General features: G+C 74.4%; 22 protein-coding genes. 7 read left to right on the top strand and 15 right to left on the bottom strand.

Translation table 11 applies throughout. The features are described from left to right. Nucleotides 1-30: 30 nt before the first annotated feature. The 3 genes from V2S66_RS02940 to rimP form a co-directional block, all read right to left on the bottom strand. A complete protein-coding gene (locus tag V2S66_RS02940; RefSeq protein ID WP_330792779.1) occupies nt 31-309 on the bottom strand; it encodes a YlxR family protein in 279 nt (92 codons plus the stop codon). 167 nt (nt 310-476) lie between these two features. After that, nucleotides 477-1,472, bottom strand: a complete 996-nt coding sequence (gene nusA, locus V2S66_RS02935) for a transcription termination factor NusA (RefSeq protein WP_330792778.1) — start codon at nt 1,470-1,472, stop codon at nt 477-479. Between the two features lie 2 nt (nt 1,473-1,474). After that, on the bottom strand, nt 1,475-2,017 hold the full coding sequence (gene rimP / locus V2S66_RS02930) for a ribosome maturation factor RimP (RefSeq protein ID WP_330792777.1): 543 nt from the start codon (nt 2,015-2,017) through the stop codon (nt 1,475-1,477). A gap of 110 nt (nt 2,018-2,127) precedes the next feature. Here rimP and V2S66_RS02925 point away from each other — a divergent pair, with 110 nt between their 5' ends. Genes V2S66_RS02925 through V2S66_RS02915 form a run of 3 tightly spaced genes read left to right on the top strand, consistent with a single transcriptional unit; the run spans nt 2,128 to nt 4,083 of the window. Next, nucleotides 2,128-2,706, top strand: a complete 579-nt coding sequence (locus V2S66_RS02925) for a hypothetical protein (protein ID WP_330792776.1) — start codon at nt 2,128-2,130, stop codon at nt 2,704-2,706. Next, nucleotides 2,703-3,125 (top strand): ferritin-like domain-containing protein, encoded by a 423-nt coding sequence (locus V2S66_RS02920; RefSeq protein ID WP_330792775.1) that lies wholly within the window; start codon nt 2,703-2,705, stop codon nt 3,123-3,125. The genes V2S66_RS02925 and V2S66_RS02920 overlap by 4 nt, the downstream gene beginning before the upstream one ends. 49 nt (nt 3,126-3,174) lie before the next feature. Beyond that, complete coding sequence (locus V2S66_RS02915) at nt 3,175-4,083, top strand: aminoglycoside phosphotransferase family protein (RefSeq protein ID WP_330792774.1); 909 nt, start codon at nt 3,175-3,177, stop codon at nt 4,081-4,083. Between the two features lie 12 nt (nt 4,084-4,095). Here V2S66_RS02915 and V2S66_RS02910 read toward each other — a convergent pair whose 3' ends face one another. From V2S66_RS02910 to V2S66_RS02875, 8 genes are all read right to left on the bottom strand, one after another. Further along, nucleotides 4,096-5,790 (bottom strand): proline--tRNA ligase, encoded by a 1,695-nt coding sequence (locus V2S66_RS02910; RefSeq protein WP_330792772.1) that lies wholly within the window; start codon nt 5,788-5,790, stop codon nt 4,096-4,098. A 65-nt stretch (nt 5,791-5,855) separates the two neighbouring features. Continuing rightward, entirely contained in the window at nt 5,856-6,431 is a 576-nt protein-coding gene (locus V2S66_RS02905) for a GNAT family N-acetyltransferase (RefSeq protein WP_330792771.1), read from the bottom strand. Nucleotides 6,432-6,572: 141 nt separating this feature from the next. Further along, on the bottom strand, nt 6,573-7,418 hold the full coding sequence (locus tag V2S66_RS02900; protein ID WP_330792770.1) for a GNAT family N-acetyltransferase: 846 nt from the start codon (nt 7,416-7,418) through the stop codon (nt 6,573-6,575). A gap of 146 nt (nt 7,419-7,564) precedes the next feature. After that, on the bottom strand, nt 7,565-8,719 hold the full coding sequence (gene ispG, locus V2S66_RS02895; protein ID WP_330792769.1) for a flavodoxin-dependent (E)-4-hydroxy-3-methylbut-2-enyl-diphosphate synthase: 1,155 nt from the start codon (nt 8,717-8,719) through the stop codon (nt 7,565-7,567). 99 nt (nt 8,720-8,818) lie between these two features. Then, nucleotides 8,819-10,135, bottom strand: a complete 1,317-nt coding sequence (locus tag V2S66_RS02890) for a M50 family metallopeptidase (protein ID WP_330792768.1) — start codon at nt 10,133-10,135, stop codon at nt 8,819-8,821. After that, the gene (gene dxr, locus V2S66_RS02885) at nt 10,132-11,382 is read right to left on the bottom strand and encodes a 1-deoxy-D-xylulose-5-phosphate reductoisomerase (protein ID WP_330792767.1); all 1,251 of its coding nucleotides are present in this window, start codon (nt 11,380-11,382) and stop codon (nt 10,132-10,134) included. Before dxr ends, V2S66_RS02890 begins: the two co-directional genes overlap by 4 nt. Nucleotides 11,383-11,459: 77 nt before the next feature. Then, nucleotides 11,460-13,382, bottom strand: a complete 1,923-nt coding sequence (locus V2S66_RS02880) for an acyl-CoA dehydrogenase family protein (RefSeq protein ID WP_330792766.1) — start codon at nt 13,380-13,382, stop codon at nt 11,460-11,462. A gap of 219 nt (nt 13,383-13,601) precedes the next feature. Next, nucleotides 13,602-15,062, bottom strand: coding sequence for an aldehyde dehydrogenase family protein (locus tag V2S66_RS02875; protein WP_330792765.1), 1,461 nt, complete (start codon nt 15,060-15,062; stop codon nt 13,602-13,604). A 221-nt stretch (nt 15,063-15,283) separates the two neighbouring features. Here V2S66_RS02875 and V2S66_RS02870 point away from each other — a divergent pair, with 221 nt between their 5' ends. Next, a complete protein-coding gene (locus tag V2S66_RS02870; protein ID WP_330792764.1) occupies nt 15,284-15,751 on the top strand; it encodes a CU044_2847 family protein in 468 nt (155 codons plus the stop codon). Then, nucleotides 15,748-16,491: a trypsin-like peptidase domain-containing protein gene (locus tag V2S66_RS02865; RefSeq protein WP_330792763.1), complete on the top strand. Its 744-nt coding sequence runs from the start codon at nt 15,748-15,750 to the stop codon at nt 16,489-16,491. The genes V2S66_RS02870 and V2S66_RS02865 overlap by 4 nt, the downstream gene beginning before the upstream one ends. Here V2S66_RS02865 and V2S66_RS02860 read toward each other — a convergent pair. Together V2S66_RS02860 and V2S66_RS02855 are read right to left on the bottom strand one after the other, a co-directional pair. Next, the gene (locus V2S66_RS02860) at nt 16,392-17,933 is read right to left on the bottom strand and encodes a PucR family transcriptional regulator (RefSeq protein ID WP_330792762.1); all 1,542 of its coding nucleotides are present in this window, start codon (nt 17,931-17,933) and stop codon (nt 16,392-16,394) included. The two genes, V2S66_RS02865 and V2S66_RS02860, sit on opposite strands and share 100 nt — an antisense overlap. Nucleotides 17,934-18,095: 162 nt before the next feature. After that, complete coding sequence (locus V2S66_RS02855) at nt 18,096-20,264, bottom strand: type IV secretory system conjugative DNA transfer family protein (protein WP_330792761.1); 2,169 nt, start codon at nt 20,262-20,264, stop codon at nt 18,096-18,098. A gap of 230 nt (nt 20,265-20,494) precedes the next feature. On the opposite strand from V2S66_RS02855, the gene gabT reads away from it, so the two are divergent. Next, on the top strand, nt 20,495-21,826 hold the full coding sequence (gene gabT, locus V2S66_RS02850) for a 4-aminobutyrate--2-oxoglutarate transaminase (protein WP_330792760.1): 1,332 nt from the start codon (nt 20,495-20,497) through the stop codon (nt 21,824-21,826). Nucleotides 21,827-22,093: 267 nt separating this feature from the next. Then, entirely contained in the window at nt 22,094-22,840 is a 747-nt protein-coding gene (locus V2S66_RS02845) for a phosphatase PAP2 family protein (RefSeq protein WP_330792759.1), read from the top strand. Here the strand turns inward: V2S66_RS02845 and V2S66_RS02840 are convergent. Continuing rightward, nucleotides 22,799-24,301, bottom strand: coding sequence for a CoA-acylating methylmalonate-semialdehyde dehydrogenase (locus V2S66_RS02840; protein ID WP_330792758.1), 1,503 nt, complete (start codon nt 24,299-24,301; stop codon nt 22,799-22,801). The genes V2S66_RS02845 and V2S66_RS02840 overlap by 42 nt on opposite strands. Nucleotides 24,302-24,435: 134 nt before the next feature. After that, the gene (locus V2S66_RS02835) at nt 24,436-24,888 is read right to left on the bottom strand and encodes a hypothetical protein (protein ID WP_330792757.1); all 453 of its coding nucleotides are present in this window, start codon (nt 24,886-24,888) and stop codon (nt 24,436-24,438) included. Between the last annotated feature and the right edge of the window lie 57 nt (nt 24,889-24,945).

Raw genomic sequence — 24,945 nt, 5'->3', positions numbered from 1 at the left:
CGGTTTGGCCCGTGCCGTACTGCTTTCTTCTTACGGGGCTGCCTGCTCGACGAACCGGCGCAACTCCGCGGTATCGGGCGCCACCGGGCCTTTGAAGGCCCGGCCGAACGCCCGGCGGCGGACCGCCAGGTCAAAGCAGGCAAGGGCGGGATGCAGATAAGCACCCCGACCGGGCAGCGTACCGCGATGATCGGGAACGCACGCGTCCCCGACCGCCGCCACACGCAGCAGGTCGCTCTTGGCCGCACGCTGCCGGCAGCCGATGCAGGTTCGCTCCGGGCATGCTGGGTCCGACGTCCGACCAGACACCGTTAAGTCTACCTCCCCGCGCCGACCTCACTCCTTCGAGTAAGCCGACGGACGGTTGTTCGTGTGCCATACGGCCGCCGGATGGCCGGATTCAGCCCTGCGGCAGCCTTCCGGCCACCCCCCTGACGAGGGTCCAGCCGGGGGTCCACCCGGCCCAGTCGTGCGGCTCAGTCCTGCGCCGGCTCCGCCTGCTCGGTGTCCGGGCGGATGTCGATCCGCCATCCGGTCAGCCGGGCGGCGAGCCGGGCGTTCTGGCCCTCCTTGCCGATGGCCAGCGACAGCTGGTAGTCCGGCACGGTCACCCGTGCGGACCTGGCGGCCATGTCGACCACCTCGACGTGGGAGACCCGGGCCGGGGAGAGCGCGTTGGCGACCATCGAGGCGGGGTCGTCCGACCAGTCCACGATGTCGATCTTCTCGCCGTTCAGCTCGGCCATCACCGCGCGCACCCGCGAGCCCATCGGGCCGATGCAGGCGCCCTTGGCGTTGAGCCCGGAGCGCGCCGACCTCACCGCGATCTTGGTGCGGTGCCCCGCCTCGCGGGCGATCGCCTCGATGACCACCGAGCCGTCGGCGATCTCCGGGACCTCCAGCGCGAAGAGCTTCTTCACCAGGTTGGGGTGGGTGCGCGAGAGCGTCACGGACGGGCCGCGCACGCCCTTGGCGACCCGGACGACGTACGAGCGCAGGCGGGCGCCGTGGCCGTAGTCCTCGCCGGGGACCTGCTCCTGCACCGGCAGGATGGCCTCCAGCTTGCCGATGTCGACCAGCACGTTCTTGGGGTCCTTGCCCTGCTGGACGATGCCGGTGACGATGTCGCCCTCACGGCCGGCGTACTCGCCGAAGGTGACGTCGTCCTCGGCGTCGCGCAGCCGCTGCAGGATCACCTGTTTGGCGGTGGACGCGGCGATCCGGCCGAAGCCGGTCGGGGTGTCGTCGAACTCGCGCGGCTCGGCGCCCTCCCCCGCCTCCTCCGGCTCCTCGGTGGCCCACACGGTGACGTGCCCGCTCTGCTTGTCCAGCTCCACGCGGGCCCGGCGGTGGCTGCCCGGCTCGCGGTGGTAGGCGATGAGGAGGGCCGACTCGATCGCCTCGACCAGCAGGTCGAACGAGATCTGCCGCTCGGTGACCAGACCCCGCAGGGCCTTCATGTCGATGTCCACGGCTACGCCTCCTCGGTGCTCTCGTCGGCGCCGGTCTGCTCGGCGGTGTCGCCGTCGGTCCCGCCGTCCGCCGTGCGGTTGAACTCGATCTCGACGCGCGCCCGGGCGATCTCCGCGAAGTCCGCGCGGGCCGGCTTGGGCTTGCGTCCCTTGACGCCCGGGACCTCCAGGTCGAGGCCGGTGTCGTCCACCGTCATGATCCGTGCGATCAGCTCGCCGCGCTCCTTGAGCTGCAGCTTGACCAGGCGTCCCGCGTTGCGCCGGAAGTGCCGGGGCTCGGTCAGCGGCCGGTCGGTGCCGGGTGAGCTGACCTCCAGCAGGTACTCGCTCTCGCCCATGGCGTCGGAGGCGTCCAGCGCCTCGGACATCTCCCGGCTGAGCTGCGCGACCGCGTCCAGCTGCACGCCCTCGTCGGCGTCGACCACGACGAGCAGCTGACGGCGCTTGCCGGCGGCTGTCACCGTGATCTCTTCCAGGTCCAGGCCCGCCGCGACGGCGAGCGGCTCGAGCAGCGCGCGCAGCCTCTCGCTCTGGGTGGTGCTCATCCGGGTGACTCCTCGGCCGCGTCTGCTGTTGTCATGGAAGGTCGCGTGTTTCGCGTGGACAAGGCTACCTGAGTTCGGGACCCCTTTTTCGCCGCCCTTAGACTGCCCGCATGATCCCCGAGGTGGCCCGGCTGAGCCGGCGCGGAGTGGTGGGCGTGGCGGCGGCCGGGGCGCTGACCGGTTGTTCCGGCGGTGGGAAGGCCCCCGCGCCGCGGCGCCCGCCGGCCCCCGGCGCGGCCGCGAGGGCACGGGCGGCGGCCGACAGCCTGACCCTGCTGCGGCGGTACGACGCGGTGGCCTCCGCCCACCCCGGACTCGCCGTGCGGCTGGCGCCGCTGCGGGCGGAGGTGGCCCGGCACGCGCAGGCGTTCGGCGTCCGGCCGCCCGGTGCCCCCGCCGTGCCGCCTGGCTCCGCGTCGCCCCGGTCGGCGCCCCCCGGGCCGGCGCCGGCCCGGTCGGCGTCCGCCCCGGCGAGGCCGTCCGCGCCGCCGGTGCCCGGCGTGCCCGCCGCCCCCCGCGCCGCGCTGTCGTGGCTCGCCGCGGCCGAGCGGGCGCTCGCCGACCGCAGGGCCGCGGCGCTGGCCGCCGCGCCGGGCGACCTGGCCCGGCTGCTGGCCTCGGTGTCGGCCGCGGGCGCGGGCCACGTGGTGCTGCTGACGGCGCCCACCGACCGTACGGAGGACTCATGAGCAGCACCGTCCTGGCCGCCGCGCAGGCGGCGCTCGCCGCGGAGCACGCCGCGGTGTACGGCTACGGCGCGGTCGGCGGCCGGGTCGCCGCGTCCCGTGAGGCGCAGGCCCGGCAGGCGTACGACGCGCACCGGGTGGCGCGCGACGCGCTGATCCGCACGGTGACCGACCTCGGCGGCACGCCGGTGGCCGCGGCGGCCGCGTACGAGCTGCCGTTCGCGGTGTCGGGGCCGGCTGCCGCGGTGCGGCTGGCCGCGGTCCTGGAGGACCGGGTGGCCGGCGCGTACGGCGACCTGGTCGGGGCGGCCACCGGGGGCGTACGGCGTGACGCGGCGGCGGGGCTGCGGGCCGCGGCGGTGCGCGCGGTGCGGTGGCGCGGCGGCAGCGTAGCCTTCCCGGGATTGGCGGAACGCCGCTGAGCGGCACCGGGCCGCCGGCCGGGGGACGTCGCGGAGGGATGGCAGCGCTGTGGATCTGGAACCGCCCGAGCGGCTGGCGCGGACCGTCGCGGCCTGGGAGGGCGAGGCCGGCCGGGTGTGGCTCACGGAGCTGCCAGGGCGGGTGGCCGGATATCTGGAGCGCTGGCAGCTGACGCCCGAGCGGGTCTTCGCGGCCGGCGGCCAGATCAGCATGATCGTGCTGGTCAGGGCGGTGGACGGAACGCCGGCCGTGCTCAAGGTCGGCATGGTGAACCAGGAGACCGCGCAGGAGCACGCGGCGCTCGCGCACTGGGGCGGCCGCGGCGCGGTGCGGCTGCTGCGGGCGGACCCCGCGCAGGGCGTGCTGCTGGAGGAGCGGCTGCGGGCCGACGTGAGCCTGCGGTCGCTGGCGGAGCCGAAGGCGATGCTGGAGGCGGCGGGCATCGTCCAGCGGCTGTGGGTGCCGCCCGCGGAAGGGCACCCCTTCGCCTCGGTCGCCGACCGCACCGCGGCGCTCGGCGCGGTGCTGCGCCAGCGGCGCGAGCAGGAGTTCGCGGCGGACGCCCGCGACCTCGTCGACGAGGCGCTCGCGCTGCGCGAGGAGCTGACCGCCTCCGCGCCGGAACCTGTGCTGCTGCACGGCGACTTCCACCACGGCAACGTGCTTTCGGGCGAGCGGATGCCCTGGCTGGCCATCGACCCCAAGCCGCTGGTGGGCGAGCCGGCGTACGACCTCGCGTGGCTGGCCCGCGACCGGCTGCCGACGCTCGCCGCCCAGCCGGGCTCGCGCGCCGCGGCCCGCCGGCGGGTGGCGAAGCTCGCCTCCTCGCTGGAGGTGGACCCGGAGCGGCTGCGCGGCTGGGCGCTGTTCCGCGCCGTGGAGGCGGGCGTGTGGTACCTGTCGGTCGGCGGCCGCGAGGACGGCGAGCTGCTGCTGGAGTTCGCCAGCTGGCTGTAGGCCCGCGCCGCGCTACCCGGCGAGGCGGGCGACGGCCTCGGCCAGCGGCAGTTCCTCGCGTTCCCCGGTGGCGCGGTGCTTGAGCTCCACGACGCCCTCCGACGTGCGGCGGCCCGCGACGAGGTGCACGGGCACGCCCAGCAGGTCGGCGTCGGCGAACTTGACTCCCGGCGACAGCGCGCGGTCGTCGAGCAGCACCCGCAGGCCGGCCGCCGCGAGCGCCTCCGCGGCCTCCTCGGCGAGCGTGAGCTGGGCCGCCTTGCCGGCGGCGACGACGTGCACGTCGGCGGGCGCGACCTCGGCGGGCCAGCACAGCCCGCGGTCGTCGGCGGTCTGCTCGGCGAGCGCGGCCACCGCCCGGGACACGCCGATCCCGTAGCAGCCCATGGTGAGCCGCACCGGCCTGCCGTCCTGGCCCAGGACGTCGACCTCGAAGACGTCGGTGTACTTGGCGCCGAGCTGGAAGATGTGCCCGATCTCGACGGCCCGGTCCAGGGTGAGCCCGGCGCCGCACTCGGGGCAGGGGTCGCCGGTGCGGACGGCGACCACGTCGAGGTGGCGGTCGACGGTGAAGTCGCGGCCGCAGACGACGTCGGCCGCGTGCCGGCCCTGGCGGTTGGCGCCGGTGATCCACGCGGTGCCGGGAGCCACCCGGGGGTCGGCGAGACAGGGGAGGTCCAGGCCCTGGGGGCCGACGTAGCCGGGTACCAGGTCGGGCCGGGCGGCGAGCTCCTCGGCGGTGGCGAGCCGGACGTCGGCGGGCGCCAGGTGCGCGGCGAGCTTGCCGAGATCCACCTCGCGGTCGCCGGGGACGCCCACCGCGGTGATCTCGCCGTCCACGGTGACCAGCAGGTTCTTCAGGGTGGCGGAGGCGGGCACGCCGAGGTGGGCGGCGAGCGACTCGATGGTGGGGGTGTCGGGGGTGTCCAGTTCCCGCGGCGGACCGGGGTGGACGGCCGCGGGCACGTCCGCGGTGAAGGCGACGGCTTCGGTGTTGGCGGCGTAGCCGCAGCCGGAGCAGTGGGCGAAGGTGTCCTCGCCGGCCGCGGCGGGCGCCAGGAACTCCTCGGAGGCCGACCCTCCCATCGCGCCCGACACCGCGGAGACGATCCGGAAGTCCAGCCCGAGCCGCCGGAAGATCCGGGCGTACGCCTCGCGGTGCAGCCGGTACGCCTGTGCGAGCCCGGCCGCCGAGGTGTCGAAGGAGTAGGCGTCCTTCATCTGGAACTCGCGCCCGCGCAGCACCCCGGAGCGGGGCCTGGCCTCGTCGCGGTACTTCGTCTGGATCTGGTAGAGGATCACGGGCAGGTCCCGGTAGGAGGCGACCTGGTCCTTGACCAGCTGGGTGAAGACCTCCTCGTGGGTGGGCCCGAGGACGTAGTCGGCGCCCTTGCGGTCCTGGAGCCGGAAGAGCAGGTCGCCGTACTCGGCGGCGCGGCCCGTCGCGTCGTAGGTCGCGCGGGGCAGCAGCGCGGGCAGCAGCACCTCCTGGCCGCCGATGGCGTCCATCTCCTCGCGGACCACGCGGGTGACGTTGTCCAGCACCCGCTTGCCGAGCGGCAGCCAGCTCCACACGCCCGCCGAGGAGCGGCGCACGTATCCCGCTCTGACCAGCAGCCGGTGGCTGGCGGTCTCGGCGTCGGCCGGGTCGTCGCGCAGCGTCCTGAGCAGCAGACGGGACATGCGCAGGACCGGGGGCTGGGCCATGGCGTTCTCCTGGGATCGCGGGGTGCGGCGAGGATAGCCAGCGCGCGCCGCGGTCCGGAAACCGTTTATCCGCCGGCGCCGGCGTCCGCCGGGCCGGCCGGGTGCGGGGGCCGCGGCAGCGGGAGCGGCGCGCCCATCACCGCGTACGGGCGGGTGGCGCTGGGGAAGTGCACCGGCCGGGCCAGGTCCTGGTAGCCCAGGGTGTGGTAGAGGCGGCGGGCCGGGCTGTCCCCGTCGATCGCGGAGAGGATGCTGCGCGGCTCGTCCGCGCCGTCGGTGATCTCGGTGATCAGCCGGCGGCCGATGCCGCGGCCCTGGTAGGCGGGCAGCACGTGCAGCTCGGTGATCACGAAGGAGTCGTCGAGCCACCCGTCGGTGCCCTGCCGGCGCAGATAGGGCTGCACCACACTGGACCACCAGTGCGAGCGGTCGTTGGGCAGCCCGTAGACGAAGCCGACGAGCCGGCCGTCGTCGCCGTGCGCGCCGAGCGCCCGCGCGCCCGGGTAGGACAGGTGCCTCAGGACGATCTGACGCCGGATCGCCACCTCCTCGGGCCCGAGCCCGAAGGCGACGGCCTGGACGGCGAGGGCCTCGTCGACCCGGGCGGCGAGGTCGGCCGGGGCGACCACCACATGCTCCATGCGGGGACCCTACCCGTGGCGGCGCACCGGCCGCTGCGGCATCCCGTTCCGGCCTCCCGCCCGTGCGTCTGGCCGGCACGTCTCAGCGGTCGCGCGCGGGGGCGCCGCGCGGGTCGCGGCGGCGGGGCCGGCCGCCGGTGCTCAGAACAGCACGCTCATGAAGGCGCCGACCTCGGTGAAGCCGACCCGGTGGTAGGCGGCGCGCGCGGGGGCGTTGTAGTCGTTGACGTAGAGGCTGACGACGGGGGCGACGTCGCGCAGCGCGTAGTGGAGCACGGCGGCCATGCCGGTCTTCGCCAGGCCGCGGCCGCGGTGCGAGGGGGCGACCCACACGCCCTGGATCTGGCAGGTGTGCCGGGTGACGGCGCCGATCTCGGCCTTGAAGACCACCTCGCCGTCCTCGATCCGGGCGAACGCGCGGCCGTTGGTGACGAGTTCGGCGACCCTCGCCTGGTAGAGCAGCCCGCCGTCGCCGGCCAGCGGGGAGACGCCGACCTCCTCGGTGAACATCGCCACGCAGGCCGGCATCAGGACGTCCATCTCCTCGCGCCGCACCCGGCGCACCCCCGGGTCGGGGACGACGTCGGCGGGCAGCGCGCGGGTGGTCATCAGCGGCTGGTGGGCGCGGACCTCGCGGGCCGGCCCCCAGTGCGGTTCGAGCTGCGCCCACAGGTCGGCGGTGGACTGCGCAGGGCCGACGATGGACGAGCAGCGGCGGCCGGCCCTGCGGGCCCGCTCCGCGAACGCGCGGACCGCCTCGGGCGTCGCGCACAGCGGCACCAGGTTGGCGCCGGCGTAGCACAGCGAGGTGAGCCGGCCCGCGGAGTACCAGCCCCACATCTCGCCGCCGAGCCGCCACGGGTCGAGCCCGGCCACGTTGACCCGCGAGGTGACGAACGCGTTGGCCACCGGGTCGCGGTCGAGCACCGCCAAAGCGGCGTCGAGATCGCCCGGCTCCAGGACGCGGGCTGTCGAGTGGGTCAACACGGGGGCACCTCACCGTATGGGCCGTGAGCGACGGCGAAAGAAGGTTCCCGCACCTTACCCCGCAGCGCAGAGCCCTGCCCCGCGACCGGGAAAGGGCGGCCGGAACACGGCTCGGGGCGACCGGGCGGCGGGGTCGGGCAGCGGGGTCAGGAGACGCTCACCTGCGGCTCGCCCGAGGCGGCGCCGGCCGCCTCCATCTGCTCCGCGAGCTTCATGGCCTCCTCGATCAGCGTCTCCACGATCTTGGACTCGGGCACCGTCTTGATGATCTCGCCCTTGACGAAGATCTGCCCCTTGCCGTTGCCGGAGGCGACGCCGAGGTCGGCCTCGCGGGCCTCGCCGGGACCGTTGACGACGCAGCCCATCACCGCGACGCGCAGCGGCACCTCCATGCCGTCGAGCCCCGCGGAGACCTGGTCGGCGAGCTTGTACACGTCGACCTGGGCGCGGCCGCAGGAGGGGCAGGAGACGATCTCCAGCCGGCGCTGGCGCAGGTTCAGCGACTCCAGGATCTGGATGCCGACCTTGACCTCCTCGGCCGGCGGCGCGGAGAGCGAGACCCGGATGGTGTCGCCGATGCCCTCGGCGAGCAGCGCGCCGAAGGCGACCGCGGACTTGATGGTGCCCTGGAAGGCCGGTCCGGCCTCGGTGACGCCGAGGTGCAGCGGGTAGTCGCACTTCTGGGCGAGCAGCCGGTAGGCGTTGACCATCACGACCGGGTCGTTGTGCTTGACGGAGATCTTGATGTCGCGGAAGTCGTGCTCCTCGAAGAGCGACGCCTCCCACAGCGCGGACTCCACGAGCGCCTCGGGGGTGGCCTTGCCGTACTTCTCCAGCAGCCGTCGGTCCAGCGAGCCGGCGTTGACCCCGATGCGGATCGGCACGCCGGCCGCGCCGGCCGCCTTGGCGATCTCCTTGACCTTGTCGTCGAACTGCTTGATGTTGCCGGGGTTGACCCGGACCGCCGCGCAGCCCGCGTCGATCGCGGCGAAGACGTACTTCGGCTGGAAGTGGATGTCCGCGATGACCGGGATCTGCGACTTGCGGGCGATCGTGGACAGCGCGTCGGCGTCGTCCTGCGTCGGGCAGGCCACGCGCACGATCTGGCAGCCGGACGCGGTCAGCTCGGCGATCTGCTGCAGGGTGGCGCCGATGTCGGAGGTCCTGGTGGTGGTCATGGACTGGACGGAGACCGGCGCGTCGCCGCCCACTGCGACGCTTCCGACCTGGATCTGACGGCTTTTGCGCCGGTCGGCGAGCCTGGTCGGAACATCTGGCATACCGAGCGAAATCGCGGTCATCAGCGTGGCATCCCCAAGGTTGAACGAGGTCCCGTCGTGGGCGGGCTCCGGCATCGAGGTTACGGCACCGGGCCCGCCGTCTTCATCCGGCTCGGGCGGTCACGAACTGAGTTTGACGGGGTTGACCACGTCGGCGATCAGTACCAGCAGCGTGAACGACACGAAGATTCCGGCCACGACATAAGCGATCGGCATCAGCTTGGCCACGTCGAACGGCCCGGGGTCGGGACGGCGGAAGACCCGCGCGGTGTGCCGGCGGATCGACTCCCACAGGGCGCCTGCGATGTGCCCGCCGTCCAGCGGCAGCAGCGGCAGCATGTTGAAGAGGAAGAGCGACAGGTTGAACCCGGCGACGAGCATCACCATGGTCGCGATCCGGTCGATCGCGGGCTCCTTGAGCGCGAAGACCTCGCCGCCGACACGGGCCGCGCCGACCACGCCCATCGGGGAGTCGGCCTTGCGGGGGGCGCCGTTGAACGCGGAGTTCCACAGGTCGGGGATCCGCTTGGGCAGCGACACCAGCGAGTCGACGCCCTGCCGTGCCATGTCCTGCATGTGCCCGAAGGAGTCGGCGACGCCGAGCTGCTCTATGTGCGTGGCGGGGCTGAAGCCGAGGAAGCCGGCCTTGACGGTGCCGTTCACGTAGTCGCCGTCGCCGTCGGTCCTGGCGACGGTGTTGGTGGTGATGGTCGGGGTCAGGGTGACCCGGTGCCCGTCGCGCAGCACCACGATCTCGGCCTTGCCGGGGTTCTCGCGGATGTCGTCGGACAGCTGCGCCCAGTTCTTCACCGGCCTGCCGTTGAACTCCACGAACTCGTCGCCCGCCCTGAAGCCCGCGGTCTTGGCGGGGGCGACCGGGTCGGTGGCCAGGCAGGGGTTCTTCGCGTCCCGCTTGGCGGTGTCGGACTGGGAGATCACGCAGTCGCTGACCTGGCCGATCACGGTGGTGCGGGCGGTGACGCCGAAGCCCATGAAGACGCCGAGGAAGAGCGCGACGGCCAGGATGAGGTTCATGAAGGGGCCGGCGAACATCACGATGACGCGCTTCCACGGCTTGCGCGTGTAGAACAGCCGGTCCTCGTCGCCGGGCTTCAGCTCCTCGAAGGCCGCCGAGCGGGCGTCCTCGATCATGCTGCGCCACGGCGAGGTGGAGCGGGCGGTGATCCGGCCGTCCTCGCCGGGCGGGAACATCCCGATCATGCGGATGTAGCCGCCGAGCGGGATGGCCTTGAAGCCGTACTCCGTCTCGCCCCTGTGCCGGGAGAACAGGGTGGGGCCGAAGCCCACCATGTACTGCGGCACCCGGATCCTGAAGAGCTTGGCGGTCGACAGGTGGCCGAGCTCGTGCCAGGCGATGGAGACCATCAGGCCCACGACGAAGACCACTATGCCGAGGACCGTCATGAGTGCGGTCATACGCGTGCTGCCTCCGATGCCTGTGCCAGTTCCCGGGCCCGTGCGCGGGCCCAGTCCTCCGCTTCGAGGACGTCTTCGACCGTGAGCGAGGTTCCCGCCACGGGGGTGCCGTGCTCGGCGACGACCCGGGCCACGGTGTCCATGATGCCGGTGAAGGAGAGCCGGCCCGCGCGGAACGCGTCGACGCACTCCTCGTTGGCCGCGTTGAACACCGCCGGTGCCGTGCCCCCGAGGCTACCGACATGGCGGGCCAGCGCGACCGCCGGGAAGGCCTCCTCGTCCAGCGGGAAGAACTCCCAGGAGCCGGCCTTGCGCCAGTCGAAGGCGGGCGCGGCGTCCGGCACCCGCTCCGGCCAGCCCAGTCCCAGCGCGATGGGCATGCGCATGTCCGGCGGGCTGGCCTGGGCGAGGGTGGAGCCGTCCACGAACTCCACCATCGAGTGAATGGCGGACTGGGGGTGGACGACGACCTCGATCCGCTCGAACGGGATGTCGTAGAGCAGGTGCGCCTCGATGACCTCCAGGCCCTTGTTGACCAGGGTCGCGGAGTTGATCGTGATGACCGGGCCCATATCCCAGGTGGGGTGCGCCATCGCCTGCTCGGGCGTGACGTCCGCCATCTCGGCGAGGGTGCGGCCGCGGAAGGGGCCGCCGGAGGCGGTGACGATCAGCTTGCGGACCTCGGCGCGCGAGCCGCCCAGCAGCGCCTGGAAGAGCGCGGAGTGCTCGGAGTCGACCGGCACGATCTGGCCGGGCCTGGCGAGCGCCTTGACCAGCGGCCCGCCGACGATCAGCGACTCCTTGTTGGCCAGGATCAGCACCCGGCCGGCCCGGAGGGCGGCCAGCGTGGGGCGCAACCCGATGGAGCCGGTGATGCCGTTGAGCACCGAGTGGCAGGGCAGCGCGGCGGCCAGGGTGGCCGCGTCGGGGCCGGCGAGGATCTCCGGCACCGGCGCCGTCCCGTACGCCCTGGCGAGCGCCTCGCGCAGCGGCCGCACCGCGTGCTCGTCGGCGACCGCGACGGTCCGCACACCGAGCCGGTGGGCCTGCTCGGCGAGCAGTTCCACCCGGCCGCCCGCCGCGGAGACCGCGACCACCCGGAAGCGGTCGGGGTTGCGCAGCACCACGTCGACGGCCTGGGTGCCGACCGAGCCGGTGGAGCCGAGGAGCACGATGTCGCGCGGGCCGCCGCCGGGTTCCGGCGTGACGTGCGGGCGGTGGTGCGGGTCTGCGAGAGCGTCCGTCATGGCCTCATTCTGTCCTGCCGGGGCCGCTTTCCACGCACGGGCCCGGCTCAGGCCCGCACGCTACCGCCCTGCCGGCGTCAGTGCACCGGCCGGTGCACGTTCTCCTTCTCCGAGGGGCCGGGGGCCGCGTCGGCGATCCAGGCGCCCTCACGGGTCAGGTCGACGATGCCCGCCTCCAGCCAGCCGTCCTCGCCGGCGAGCACCTTCGCGGCGAGCCTGCGGTCGGCGTCGTCGGTGTTGGTCCACAGCCGCGCGAACAGCTCGTCGGTGCGGACCCTGGCCTGCCGGCAGAAGACGTCGGCCAGCTGCGCCGCCTCCCGGCCGTGGTCGCCGGTCGCGGCGAGGTGCTGGGCGCGCACGCAGGCGGCGCTCATCGCGAACAGCTCCGCGCCGATGTCGACGATCCTGGCCAGGAAGTTCTGCTTCAGCTCCATCCGGCCCTGCCAGCGCGACATGGCGTAGAAGGTGCTGCGGGCCAGCTTGCGGGCGTTGCGCTCGACATACCGCAGATGCGCCGCGAGCGGGCCGAACTCCCCGTAGGAGGTGGGCAGCTGGCCGGGCCCCGCGACGAGCTTGGGCAGCCAGCGGGCGTAGAACCCGCCGGCCTTCGCGCCGGCCTTCGCCTTGTCGGACAGGGTGCTGTCGGGGTCGATCAGGTCGCCCGCCACCGACAGGTGGGCGTCGACGGCCTCCCGGGCGATCAGCAGGTGCATGATCTCGGTGGAGCCCTCGAAGATCCGGTTGATCCGCAGGTCGCGCAGCAGTTGCTCGGCCGGCACCGCGCGCTCGCCGCGGGCGGCGAGGGAGTCGGCGGTCTCGAAGCCGCGGCCGCCGCGGATCTGGACCAGCTCGTCGGCCATCAGCCAGGCCGCCTCGGAGCCGTAGAGCTTGGCGAGCGCGGCCTCGATGCGGATGTCGTTGCGGTCCTCGTCGGCCATCTGGGAGGACAGGTCGACCATCGCCTCCAGGGCGAAGGTGGTGGCCGCGATGTAGGCGATCTTGGCGCCGACCGCCTCGTGCTCGCCGACCGGCTTGCCCCACTGCTCGCGGGCCGCCGACCACTCGCGGGCGGCCTTCAGGCACCACTTGCCGGAGCCGACGCAGCCCGCCGGCAGCGACAGCCGGCCGGTGTTGAGGGTGGTCAGGGCGATCTTCAGGCCCGCGCCCTCGGGGCCGATCCGGTTCTCCGCGGGCACCCTGACCTGGTGGAGGCGGGTGACGCCGTTCTCGATGCCGCGCAGGCCCATGAAGGCGTTGCGGTTCTCCACGGTGATGCCCTCGGAGCCCGCCTCGACCACGAAGGCGGTGATGCCGCCCTTGTGGCCCTCGGACTTCGGCACCCGGGCCATCACGACCAGCAGGTCGGCGATGACGCCGTTGGTGGTCCACAGCTTCACGCCGTCCAGCACGTAGTCGTCGCCGTCGGGCACCGCGGTGGTGGCCAGCCGCGCCGGGTCGGAGCCGACGTCCGGCTCGGTGAGCAGGAAGGCGCTGACGTCGGTGCTGGCGCAGCGCGGCAGGAACCGCTTCTTCTGCTCCGCGGTGCCGAACAACTTCAGCGGCTGCGGTACGCCGATCGACTGATGGGCGGAGAGCAGCGCGCCGATCGCCGGGCTCGCGGAGCCGGCCAGCGCCAGCGCCTTGTTGTAGTACACCTGGGTGAGGCCCAGGCCCCCGTACTCCTCGGGGATCTTCATGCCGAGGGCGCCCAGCTCCTTGAGTCCGACGATCGTCTCGTCGGGGATGCGGGCCTCGCGCTCGATCCTGCCGGGGTCGACCTTCGTCTCGCAGAACTCGCGCAGCCGCGCCAGGAACGCCTCGCCCTTCTCCACCGCCTCGGGCGAGGGCAGCGGGTGGGGATGGATCAGGTCGAGCCGGAAACGGCCGAGGAACAGTTCCTTGGCGAAGCTGGGCTTGCGCCAGTCCTGCTCTCTGGCGGCCTCCGCGACCTGGCGGGCCTCGCGTTCGGACACCTTGCGTGCTGCGGCGGTTGCGGACACGGTTGCGTCACCTCCGGGTAGCCGGTTACCGACCGGTGCTACCTGTCCGTACTACCCGAATTCCGCCGAGCCAGCCAGAGCGGCGGCGGACCCGGGGCCCGCCGCCGCTGACCGTGCGTCATGCCGTGGCCCGGGGCGGGGCCGCGGCATGACGGCCGGCCGCCGCGCCCACGGGTCCGGGCCGCCCACGGGTCCGGGCCGTCTACAGGTCCAGGCCGTCTACAGGTCCAGGCCCGTGAGGACGAGCACCCGCTCGTAGGTGTAGTCGTCCATCGCGTACCGCACGCCCTCGCGGCCGCTGCCGGAGTCCTTCACGCCGCCGTACGGCATCTGGTCGGCGCGGTAGGAGGGCGCGTCGCCGATGATCACACCGCCGACCTCCAGCTCGCGGTGGGCGCGGAAGGCCAGCTGCAGGTCGTGCGTGAACACCCCCGCCTGCAGGCCGAAGCGCGAGTCGTTGACCGCCGCGAACGCCTCGTCGGCGCCGTTCACCCGGTGCAGCGACAGCACCGGGCCGAACGCCTCGGCGGAGGCCAGGATCGCGTCGGCCGGCAGCTCGGCGAGGACCGTGGGGGCGTAGCTCGCGCCCTCGCGGACGCCGCCGGTGAGCACCTTCGCGCCCTTGGCGACCGCGTCCTCCACCCACTGCCCCACCCGCTCGGCCGCCGCCTCGCTGACCAGCGGGCCGACGTCGGTCGCGTCGTCGGCCGGGTCGCCGGTGACCTGCCCGCGCACCTTCTCCACGACCTTCTCCACCAGCGCGTCGTACACCGAGGCGTCGGCGATGACCCGCTGCACGGAGATGCAGGACTGCCCGCCCTGGTAGTTGGCGAAGGTCGCGATACGCGCCGCCGCCCACTCCAGGTCCTGCTCGGAGGACCAGTCGGCGAGCACCACGGCCGCCGCGTTGCCGCCCAGCTCCAGCGTGACGTGCTTGCGCGGCACCGAGTCGGCGATCTGGTGGCCGACGGTGTCGGAGCCGGTGAAGGAGATCACCGGCAGCCGGGGGTCCTGCACCAGCGCGGGCATCCGGTCGTTCGGCACCGGCAGCACGCTCCAGGACCCGGCCGGCAGGCCGCTGGTCTCGGCGAGGATCTCGCCCAGCACCAGCGCGGACAGCGGGGTCGCGGGCGCCGGCTTGAGGATGATCGGCGCGCCGGCCGCGATCGCCGGGGCGACCTTGTGGGCGACGAGGTTCAGCGGGAAGTTGAAGGGCGCGATGCCGAGCACCGGGCCGCGCGGGAAGCGCCGGGTCAGCGCGAGCCGGCCGACGCCGCCCGGGTCGGTGTCCAGCCGCTGCGCCTCGCCGCTGTTGAAGCGGCGCGCCTCCTCCGCCGCCCAGCGGAAGACCGACACCGCGCGGCCCACCTCGCCGCGCGACCACTTCACCGGCTTGCCGTTCTCCGCGGTGATCAGCCGGGCGATCTCCTCGGCGCGCTCGGCCAGCCGCCGCGCCACGTGGTCCAGCGCGGCGGCGCGCACGTGCGCGGGGGTGGCGGCGAAGGCGTGCTGCGCGCCGGCCGCGGCGGCCACCGCCGACTCGACCTGCTCCTCGGTCGGCACGCTCACCCGGCCGACGGTGGCGCCGTCCCACGAACTGGTCACGTCGAAGCTGTCCGCGCCGGTGGCCGGGCTCCCCGCGAGCCAGAACGCGGTCGGGGCTGCGGCTGAGGTTGTCACGGTGGGTCCGCCCTTCTGGTGTGCGCGCGAGTCCCGACCACCGTAGGCACGCGGCCGCCGGGCCCCGCTTGTCCACGACGGAGTGCGCGCCGCGGCGGGCGCTACGGATTGGCCAGGGCGGGGGGCCTGCGGCAGCGGCGGGTGGGCGGACCTTGGGAAGATCCCGCGCGGCCGCGGGCGGCACCTCTATCCTGCTGGCGGCAAAAGGGGAGGAAGCCGCTGTGACGGAGACCGTGACGATCGACCTGGGCCACGGGGAGACGGTGGTGGCCGAGGTGATCGGCGACCTGCCCTTCCAGGACCTCGACGGGGACATGTACGGCGACGTGGGCGTCGGCCGCCACGTGGCAGAGCTGGGCACCGCCGTCGCGATGACCATGGAGCAGGTCCGCGACACGGTGCGCGGCGTGGGGCGCTGGGCGGCCGAGACGGTCACCGACGCGGCGGGCGCGCCCGACACCTTCGAGGTCGAGTTCGGCCTCAGACTCGCGGTCAAGTCCGGCCGGCTGCTGGGCGTCATCGCGGAGGCGGGCAGCGAGGCGAGCCTGACCGTGCGGATGTCCTGGGACGTCGCCGGCCGCCGCGCCGCGCGAGCGGCCACCGCGCAGGGCGCCGTCAGCGCGGACGCGCAGGGCGGCGGCGCGGCCGGCGCGGACGCCTCCGCGCACCCCGCGGGCGCGGCTGAATGACCGCCGCTCCCGACGGGGCCGAACCGGCCCTGTGGGTCGGCGGGGCGGACGGCTTCCGCGGCAGCGCCTTCCACCTCGGCGGCGGCAGCGTCGTCACCGCCGCCCACGTGGTGACGGGCGGCGAACCGGCGACCGCGCTGGCCGTCGGCGGCGGCGGCGCCACCCATTCGGTGACCGCCGCGCGGGCCACACCGCCCGCGCCCCCGGCACCGCGCACGCGCTTCCACCCCTTCCCCGACCTGGCGCTGCTGACCGTCCCCTGCTGCGCCGGGCTGCCCGCGGCCCGGCTCGCCCCGGCCGATCCGCCGCCCGGCGCCGCGGTGACCGCGGTCGGCCACTCGACGGACACGCCCTCGCCGGGCGTCCAGCCGGACACCCTGTCGCTGCGGGTCGGCGGCCGCTCGGGCGCGTACCTGCGGGTGCTGGGCGACGGGGTACACGCGGGGTTGAGCGGCAGCACGCTGGTGTCCGACGCGACCGGCCTGGTCGGCGGCGTCGTCAAGGGCAGCAGGTCCTACCGGCACGTCCAGGGCGGCTGGTTCACACCGGTCTCCGCGCTGCGCGCCTTCCTCGGCCCAAAGGAGGCGGAGGCCGCCGCACAGGTCCCGCTCGGGGCGCAGATGCCGACCGGGGCGCCGCCTCAGCCCGAGGACGCCTTGAGCGCGAGCCAGAGCTCCATCCGGACGTCCGGGTCGTCGAGGGAGCGGCCGAGGATCTCCTCGACGCGGCGCATGCGGTAGCGCAGCGTGTGGCGGTGCACGCCGAGGTCGGCCGCGGCGGCGTCCCACTGGCCGTGGTGGGCGAGCCAGGCGGCGAGGGAGGCGACCAGGTCGCCGCGGGAGGTCGCGTCGTGCTCGCGCAGCGGCCGCAGCAGGCCCTCGGCGAACGCGCGGACCGCCTCGTCGGACAGCAGCGGCATGACCGACCCCTCACCGACCTCGTCGTGCTCGACGAGGTTGCGGCCCCGGCGCAGGGCGACCGCCAGCGCGCGCTCCGCCTGGGCGTGGGCCTCGGGGACGTCGGCCGCGTCGGCGGGCGCGGACAGGCCGGAGGCCAGCGAGTCCTCGGCGTCGGCGAGGTCCGCGGCGGTGGTCAGCGCGGCCGCGTCCTCGGCGGCCAGCACGACCAGCCGGCCGCCGTCGCGGACCGCGAGCAGCGGTTCGCCGCAGCGTACGGCGGCGGCGTCCGCCCGCTCCGCCAGCAGGGTCAGGGCGTCCGGCCCGGCGTGCGGGTCGGACGGCTCGGCGATCAATACCCGCACCGGCTGCTCGAACAGCGTGCCGTAGAGGTCGCCGGCGACGCTGCGGGCGTGCTCCGGCTCGCCGGCCAGCAGCATCCGCAGCAGCGCCGCGGCCAGCCGGGCCTGCGCGTCCCGCAGGGTCTGGGACTGCTCCAGGGACAGGGTGAGCAGGGCGACCGCCGCGTGCACGACGTAGCGGGCCGAGGTGTCGAGGCGCTCCTCGGTGCCGACCGCGAGGAAGCCGCGGGGGCGGCGGCCGCTGCCCAGCGACTGCAGCTCGACCCGGTCCTCGGTGCCGGCGGCCCCTTCGACGGCGGCGCTCGCCGGGGCCGGGGTGTCGCGCAGCCGGTCGATCTCGCCGGCCAGCCGGGCGGCGCGGCGCCCGGCCCAGTCGGGGGCGGCGGCGAGCACGGAGCCCGAGGCGTCGTAGAGCGCGGCCCAGCCGTCGAGGTGGGCGGCCAGGCGGGCGAGCAGCGCGGTGGTGCCGCCGGGGGCGAGCGCGGCGCGGGTCAGTTCGCGCTGCGCGTCGAAGCCGGCCGTCACGGCGCGGTACTGGTCCTTGGCGATGGCCGCGGACACGGCCTTGCTGATCGCGATGAACGGGGTGCGGCGCGGCACCTCCAGCAGCGGCAGCGGCACCTCGGCCGCCGCGGCGACCAGCGCGGCGGGCACCGTGTCGTGGCCGACGCCCACGCCGAACCCCAGGCCCACCACCCCGGCGGCGGCCAGCCGCCGTACGTACCCGCGCATCGCGCCGGCGTCCTCGACGTCCAGCTTCAGGCCGGTGGTGAGCAGCAGCTCACCGCCCTCCAGGTACGGGCCCGGGTCGTCCAGTTCGCTCGTGTGCACCCAGCGGACCTCCGCGTCCAGCCGGTCGCCTCCGGCGAGGACGGACAGCTTGAGCGCCGAGTGGTGGGCGAGGGACGCGAGGGTGAGGGGCATACGGACCTGGTCCCGTTGGGCGGCGGCTGGGCTGGCGGTGCGGGTCGGCTCGGGTCCGCGGGTGCGGCTGGGCGCGTCCGCGGGAGGTGGCCGGGCCGTGACGGCCGGCCCCTTCGATCCTGCCGCACCGTACATCCCCGCCTCCCGCTCCGCGACCCGGTCTCACCCCCGCAGGTCGAGCAGGATCGGCGGCGCGTGCTCCCCCGACGTCGTCGTCAGCGACAGCACCCCGTGCCCGGCCGGCACCCCGTGCGCCAGATCCGACGCGGACCACCGCTCCCGCTCGACCTCGCGCACCGTCACCGATTCGGTGGTCACCGCCTCCCCGGTGAACAGGCGGCGGACGCCGCGGGAGGCACGGCGGAGCATGCCGCCTGACTGGTCGGGGGTGCGGGTGATGTCGCGGGTCTCGACCCAGGTCGTGCCCCATGCCTCGGCGAAGCGCCGGCCGTCCCAGGTGGTCACCCCGGACATCGCCATCCGGCAGCCGACGGAGCCGAGCAGGGCGGTCCGCAGCCGTTCCGGCACGTCGTCGAGGGTGCGCAGGGTGAGCAGCGCACCGGCGTTGGCGGACCGCAACCGGGCCAGGCCACGCACCGCGTCGGCGGTCACCGCGTGGGCGGCGTCGTCCAGGACCAGGCACGCGAAGAGCGACCGGTCCCGACGGGCGGCGACGGCCGCGGTGAACTGGGCCAGAACCAGCCGGGTCAGCATCCGGGACGCCTCGGTATGGCCGCGTTCCGGCAGGTCGATACGGACCCGCAGCGGGTGTTCGAGCGCGGTCATGGAGAACGGCCGGGAGCGGCCGGTGACGTCGAAGAAACCCGCGAACGCGGGCCGGTCGAGCAGTGCGACCCGTTCGGCAAGTCGCGGGCCGATGTCGCCGGGGCGGCCGGCCTGCCGAGTGCGGGCGTCGAACTCCCGGGCCATGCCGGGTGCGCCGGCCGCGTCGAGGGCGTCCCGCAAGGCGGCGTGCGCGTGGGGCGTTCCGTCGAGGAGCTCGCGCAGTTCGGGGACGGAGGGGAAGCGACCGTGGGCGGCCGCGTAAGGGCCGAGGAGCTGGCTGAGCGCGGTGGTGGCGCGGCGCAGCTCCCCTTCCTCGCCGGCGTGCGGGTCGATCAGGGCTTCGGCGAGTGCGCCGGCCGCCGTGTCGGGGTCGCTGCTGCCGCCGTAGAGGTCGAGGTCGTAGCGGGAGGAGGGGTCGGCCAGCGAGATGACCACGTCGTACGCGTCGGCGGGGCCGAGGTCGGCGCCCGCCGATCCGACGGCGACGACCGCGGCCTGGCCGGCGAGCGCCTGCAGGCACAGCGTCTCCACGACCGGGCGGACCACATGCCGGGTCTTCCCCGACCCGGGGGGGCCGACGACCAGCAGACCGGTGCCGAGCAGGGCGGCGTCGAGGCCGATCGCGGAGCCGCGGTGCTGGTACGGGTTGCGCGCGTCGTCCAGGCCCCGGCCGATCCGGACCTGGCCGGCGAACAGGTCGTGCGGGGCGGAGCGGTGGCTCACGTCGCGCGCCCCGGAAGGATGCGTGCACGCCTCGGCGCCCTGGCGCAGCACGGCGTCGGCGAAGGCGTCCAAGCGGGCGGGGTCGGCGAGGACCCCGGTCCAGGCGCGCCGGATGCGAGCGTAGTCCACGTCGTTCATCCGGCCGGTCCTGACCTCCGCGGCCAGCCGGTCGGCCAGCGCGTGCTGGCGCGCTTCGCGCAGCTCGGGCCACTGCACAGGGTCGGGGCGGTCCTCAGGGGCGGTTCCTCGCTCGGGTTCGTCCCACAGCCGGCTCAGCGCGGGGCGGAGGTAACGGCGCCACACCTCGGCCCAGTTGCCGAGACGGCCGAAGATCAGTGCGAGCAGCGCCGTGCACACGGTGGCCCAGGCCCGGGTGACGAAATTGAACGCGTTGGTGTCGCCGCCCGCTCCGCTGCGCCAGTGGTCGGGGGTGAACCATATGACCGGCCAGATCCAGAAGTCGAGATAGCCGTCGCGGAACAGCGACCAGACGAACAGCCCGACCAGCAGGGCCAGGACGGCCCCGCCGAGCAGCCGTCTGGCGGGCAGCCGGTCGGCGTCGGGGGCCGCGCGCGGAACGTGGCCGAAGCCGTAGATGCCGGGGGCGTCGCTCTCCCGCGGGGTGCGCAGCCAGATCTCCAGGTCTGAGGCGGGCGGCGCCTTGGCGGGGGGTGGCGGTGCGGGCCGCGGGACCCGGCCGGCCCCGGGCACCACGGGCGGCGCGGCAGGCGGCGGCACGGCGACGGGCGGCAGCGTCGTCGGCGGTGGGGGGGACGGGCGGCCGGGTTCGTGCCCGTAGCCCTGCGTGCCTTCGTGATCCATGGCATCCATGGCGCGTTCGCCCCTCGCCCCTCGTCTCCGACGATCCGCTCAATGTAGTCGAGCCGCTACCCCGGGAAAAGGATCTTGGCGGTTTGCGGGGGCGTCGGCCGCACTGGACGTTGCGGAGTGCGGGCGGGGTGGAGTGCGACCTATCGGCGTGTGCGGGGTGGGCGGGGGCGGCCTAGCCTGCGGGGAGACGACTGTGACTGATGTGAGGGAGATCGTCCGCCATGACCGAAGTGCCCCAGGAACGCAAGCTCGTCACGGCCGTGCCGGGACCGAGGTCCCAGGAGCTGATGGCCCGCAAGTCCGCGGCGGTCGCGGACGGGGTGGGCGTCACGCTGCCGGTGTTCGTCACCCGCGCGGGCGGCGGCATCATCGAGGACGTCGACGGCAACCGGCTGATCGACTTCGGCTCGGGCATCGCCGTGACCTCGGTCGGCAACAGCGCCGAGGCCGTGGTCCGCCGGGCCGCCGCGCAGCTCGCGGAGTTCACCCACACGTGCTTCATGGTCACCCCGTACGAGGGCTACGTGGAGGTCGCCGAGCGGCTGGCCGAGCTGACGCCGGGCGACCACCCGAAGAAGTCCGCGCTGTTCAACTCCGGCGCGGAGGCGGTGGAGAACGCCGTCAAGATCGCCCGCGCCCACACCAAGCGCCCCGCGGTCGTCGTCTTCGACCACGGCTACCACGGCCGGACCAACCTCACGATGGCGCTGACCGCGAAGAACATGCCGTACAAGGAGGGCTTCGGGCCGTTCGCGCCGGAGGTCTACCGGGTGCCGCTGGCGTACGGCTACCGCTGGCTGACCGGCCCCGAGCACGCGGCGGAGGAGGCCGCGGCGCAGGCCATCGACATGATCAACAAGCAGATCGGCGCGGAGCACGTCGCGGCGATCGTGATCGAGCCGATCGCCGGCGAGGGCGGCTTCATCGAGCCGGCCAAGGGCTTCCTGCCGCGGATCGCGCAGTTCGCGAAGAACAACGGCATCGTGTTCGTCGCGGACGAGATCCAGACCGGGTTCTGCCGCACCGGCCAGTGGTTCGCGTCCGAGCACGAGGGCCTGGTGCCGGACCTGATCACCACCGCGAAGGGCATCGCGGGCGGGCTGCCGCTGGCCGCGGTCACCGGCCGCGCGGAGATCATGGACGCGGCGCACGCCGGCGGCCTGGGCGGCACCTACGGCGGCAACCCGGTGGCGTGCGCGGCCGCGCTCGGCGCGATCGAGACGATGAAGGAGCTGGACCTCAACGCCAGGGCGCGGCGGATCGGCGAGGTGATGCTGCCGCGGCTGCGCGCGATGCAGGAGAAGTTCCCGGTCATCGGCGAGGTCCGCGGCCGCGGTGCGATGATCGCGGTGGAGCTGGTCGAGCCCGGCACGAAGCAGCCGGACCCGGCGGTGACGGCGGCGGTCGCCAAGGCGTGCCACGCGGCCGGTCTGGTGGTGCTGACCTGCGGCACCTACGGCAACGTGTTGCGCTTCCTGCCGCCGCTCGTCATCGGCGAGGATCTGCTGAACGAGGGGCTCGACATCATCGAGGACGCGTTCGCGGGAGTGTGACGCGAGGAGGGGGGCCGGGTCGTGAAGAAGGTGTGCGGGCCTGATGGCGGAGGGGTGAGCGGGCGGATTTCCGGGACTGCCGTGACGTACGGTTTCCGAGGAACACCCCGCCCGCGGCTGACTCCCCAGAAATCCACGGGCGGCGACAACGTGCCGATGAATCCCCATCACCGGCACGGCAGTGCCCTCGCGCACGGCACCGCCGGGTCCCCTGGCCCCGGCACCTCTCGCCGATCGTCCGGCCGTTCGTCCCACACCCCCCGGGACGTGCGGTACGGCGATCGACCTGGCCGCCCCGGAACGATCCCCCCTGTTCCGGGGCGGCTGAATTTTCTCCTGACGCTTGTCTGCGCGGCGGCGGCCCTCGGCGCCGCCGGTTTCGCGCTGCTCACCTGGCAGGTCTCCGCAGGCGGCGCGCTGGTCGCGCGCGACGGCGGCGTGCTGCGCTGGTTCCAGCGGGCCGCGGCGTCGGCCTCCGGTCTGGACACCCCGGCCCACTACCTGTGCAAGCTCGGCAACGTGCAGGTCGCGGTGCCGGTGCTGCTGGTCGCCGTCGGCTACGCCGGGTGGGCCGGGCGCGCCGCGGGGGCGCCGCGCTGGTGGCTGCCGCCGGCGGCGGGCGCGCTGGCGATGTGCGCGGTGCCGCTGGTGGTGGTCGTGGTCAAGGACGCGGTGCACCGGCCCGCGCCGGGCAGCACGGTGCCCGACCCGGGCGGCTACGGCTGGTTCCCCTCGGGGCACACCGCGACGTCGGCGGTCGCCTTCGGCGCCGCGGCGCTGCTGGTGCTGCCGTGGCTGCACGGCCGGGCGGCCCGCCTGACGGTGCTGGCGGGCACGCCGGTGCTGCTGTTCGCGGTCGGCTTCGCGCTGGTGTGGTGCGACTACCACTGGCCGCTGGACGTGCTGGCCAGCTGGTGCCTGACGCTGACGCTGCTGTCGGGCGTCGTGGCGGCGCAGCTGGTCGCCGCGCGGTCAGCTGTTGGTGGGGAAGCCCAGGTTGATGCCCCCGTGTGACGGGTCGAGCCAGCGCTGGGTGACGGCCTTGCCGCGGGTGAAGAAGCGCACCCCGTCCTCGCCGTAGGCGTGGGCGTCGCCGAAGAGCGAGGACTTCCAGCCGCCGAAGGAGTAGTAGGCGACGGGCACCGGGATCGGCACGTTGATGCCGACCATGCCGACCTCGACCTCGTGCTGGAAGCGGCGGGCAGCGCCGCCGTCGTTGGTGAACAGCGCGGTGCCGTTGCCGTAGGGGTTGGCGTTGATCAGCGCGACTCCGTCCTCGTAGGTGGGCACCCGCACGACGGAGAGCACCGGGCCGAAGATCTCGTCGTCGTAGACCGACATGCCGGGCTTGACGTGGTCGAAGAGCGTCGGGCCGAGCCAGAAGCCGTCGGCGGCCTCGCCGGTGACCGGGTGGCCGCGGCCGTCGACGACCAGCGCGGCGCCGTCGGCGACGCCGGTGTCGAGGTAGCCGGTGACCTTGTCGCGGTGGGCGCCGGTGACCAGCGGTCCCATCTCCGAGCCGGGCGCGGACCCCGGGCCGACGGTCAGGCCGGCGATGCGCCGCCTGATCCGGTCGACCAGCGCGTCGCCGACCGGGTCGACGGCGACCAGCACGGACACCGCCATGCAGCGCTCCCCCGCGGCGCCGTAGCCGGCGTTGACGGCCGCGTCGGCGGTCAGGTCCAGGTCGGCGTCGGGCAGCACCAGCATGTGGTTCTTCGCGCCGCCGAGCGCCTGCACCCGCTTGCCGTGCCGGGTGCCGGTCTCGTAGACGTGCCGGGCGACGGGCGTGGAGCCGACGAAGGAGACCGCCTTGACGTCGGGGTGCTCCAGCAGCCGGTCGACGGCGGGCTTGTCGCCGTGCACGACGTTGAAGACGCCGGCCGGCAGTCCGGCCTCCTGCCAGAGCGCGGCCAGGAGGTTCGCCGCCGACGGGTCCTTCTCCGACGGCTTGACGATCACGGTGTTGCCGGCGGCGATGGCGAGCGGGAAGAACCACATCGGCACCATCGCCGGGAAGTTGAACGGCGAGATGATCGCGACCGGGCCGAGCGGCTGCCGGATCGAGTAGACGTCGACGCCGGTGGACGCCTGCTCGGTGTAGGAGCCGCGGGACAGCTGCGCGATGCCGCAGGCGTACTCGACCACTTCCAGGCCGCGGGCGACCTCGCCGAGCGCGTCGGAGTGCACCTTGCCGTGCTCGGAGACGATCAGCGCGGCCAGCTCCTCGCGGCGGGCGTTGAGCAGCTCGCGGAAGGCGAAGAGGACCGTGGTGCGCCGGGCGACCGAGGTGTGCCGCCACTCCTGGAACGCCGCGAGGGCCGCGCCCACCGCCTGGTCGACGACCTCGCGGTCGGCGAGGTCGACCTGCCGGGCGACCTTGCCGGTCGCCGGGTCGTAGACGTCGCCGCGCCGCTCCGCCGTGCCCGTCCAGGACCGGCCGGCGATCCAGTGGGTGATGCGCTCGCTCGTCACGGGTGGCCCCTCCGTCGTGGTTCTGTCCCCCCAGTGGTACCCCCCAGTGTCGTCAGGGTGCGCACCGCACCACAAGCACCAGGGTGTCGGCGTCGGGCCGGTCCGCCTTCCGGTCTGTAAGGCGGACCGGCCGCTCAGCCGTCGGCCAGCTCGGCGGCCGCCTCGTGCAGGGCGAGTTCCAGGGTGACCGGGTCGGTGAGCCGGCCGCTGCCGTCGGGCGGCACCAGCCAGCGCACTCCGGCGGTCGGCCGGCCCGGGTACGGCACCACGATCCAGGTGCCGTCGCCGGCCGCGCGCACACCGGTGCCGAGCCAGCGGGAGGCGGTGCCCGGCGGCACGAAGAACCCCATCCGCGCGTCGGTGAAGTCGGCGAGCACCGGCCCCGGCCGGTCGGCCATCCGGTGCAGCACCTGCAGCGCCGGGTGGCCGAGCCGCGCCCCGACGATCAGCACGTCCCACGCCTTGCCCGCGGGCAGCAGTGTCACGCCCAGCGGGTTGCGCTCCCACTCCCACCGGCAGCCGCCCGGATCGGGCGCCACCGAGACCAGCCAGTCCACCGCACTCTTCGCACCGGCCCCGCTGCCCATGCCGGTCCTCCGTCCCTGCCGCCCTGCTCGGGTTGATCGCCGTCAGGGGGGAGACAC

Source organism: Actinacidiphila polyblastidii (assembly GCF_036353415.1).
Classification (GTDB): Bacteria; Actinomycetota; Actinomycetes; order Streptomycetales; family Streptomycetaceae; genus Actinacidiphila; species Actinacidiphila polyblastidii.
Note: the sequence above shows the minus strand (reverse complement) of the source record. Positions and strands in the feature narration are given on the sequence as shown.

Bases quoted from the DNA above. Each gene is read 5' to 3' on its own strand.
- V2S66_RS02860 (WP_330792762.1), bottom strand. From the start codon at position 17,933: ATGCCCCTCACCCTCGCGTCCCTCGCCCACCACTCGGCGCTCAAGCTG.
- V2S66_RS02835 (WP_330792757.1), bottom strand. From the start codon at position 24,888: ATGGGCAGCGGGGCCGGTGCGAAGAGTGCGGTGGACTGGCTGGTCTCG.
- V2S66_RS02890 (WP_330792768.1), bottom strand. From the start codon at position 10,135: ATGACCGCACTCATGACGGTCCTCGGCATAGTGGTCTTCGTCGTGGGC.
- V2S66_RS02925 (WP_330792776.1), top strand. From the start codon at position 2,128: ATGATCCCCGAGGTGGCCCGGCTGAGCCGGCGCGGAGTGGTGGGCGTG.
- dxr (WP_330792767.1), bottom strand. From the start codon at position 11,382: ATGACGGACGCTCTCGCAGACCCGCACCACCGCCCGCACGTCACGCCG.
- V2S66_RS02855 (WP_330792761.1), bottom strand. From the start codon at position 20,264: ATGGATCACGAAGGCACGCAGGGCTACGGGCACGAACCCGGCCGCCCG.
- V2S66_RS02865 (WP_330792763.1), top strand. From the start codon at position 15,748: ATGACCGCCGCTCCCGACGGGGCCGAACCGGCCCTGTGGGTCGGCGGG.
- gabT (WP_330792760.1), top strand. From the start codon at position 20,495: ATGACCGAAGTGCCCCAGGAACGCAAGCTCGTCACGGCCGTGCCGGGA.
- V2S66_RS02905 (WP_330792771.1), bottom strand. From the start codon at position 6,431: ATGGAGCATGTGGTGGTCGCCCCGGCCGACCTCGCCGCCCGGGTCGAC.
- V2S66_RS02920 (WP_330792775.1), top strand. From the start codon at position 2,703: ATGAGCAGCACCGTCCTGGCCGCCGCGCAGGCGGCGCTCGCCGCGGAG.
- rimP (WP_330792777.1), bottom strand. From the start codon at position 2,017: ATGAGCACCACCCAGAGCGAGAGGCTGCGCGCGCTGCTCGAGCCGCTC.
- V2S66_RS02910 (WP_330792772.1), bottom strand. From the start codon at position 5,790: ATGGCCCAGCCCCCGGTCCTGCGCATGTCCCGTCTGCTGCTCAGGACG.
- ispG (WP_330792769.1), bottom strand. From the start codon at position 8,719: ATGACCGCGATTTCGCTCGGTATGCCAGATGTTCCGACCAGGCTCGCC.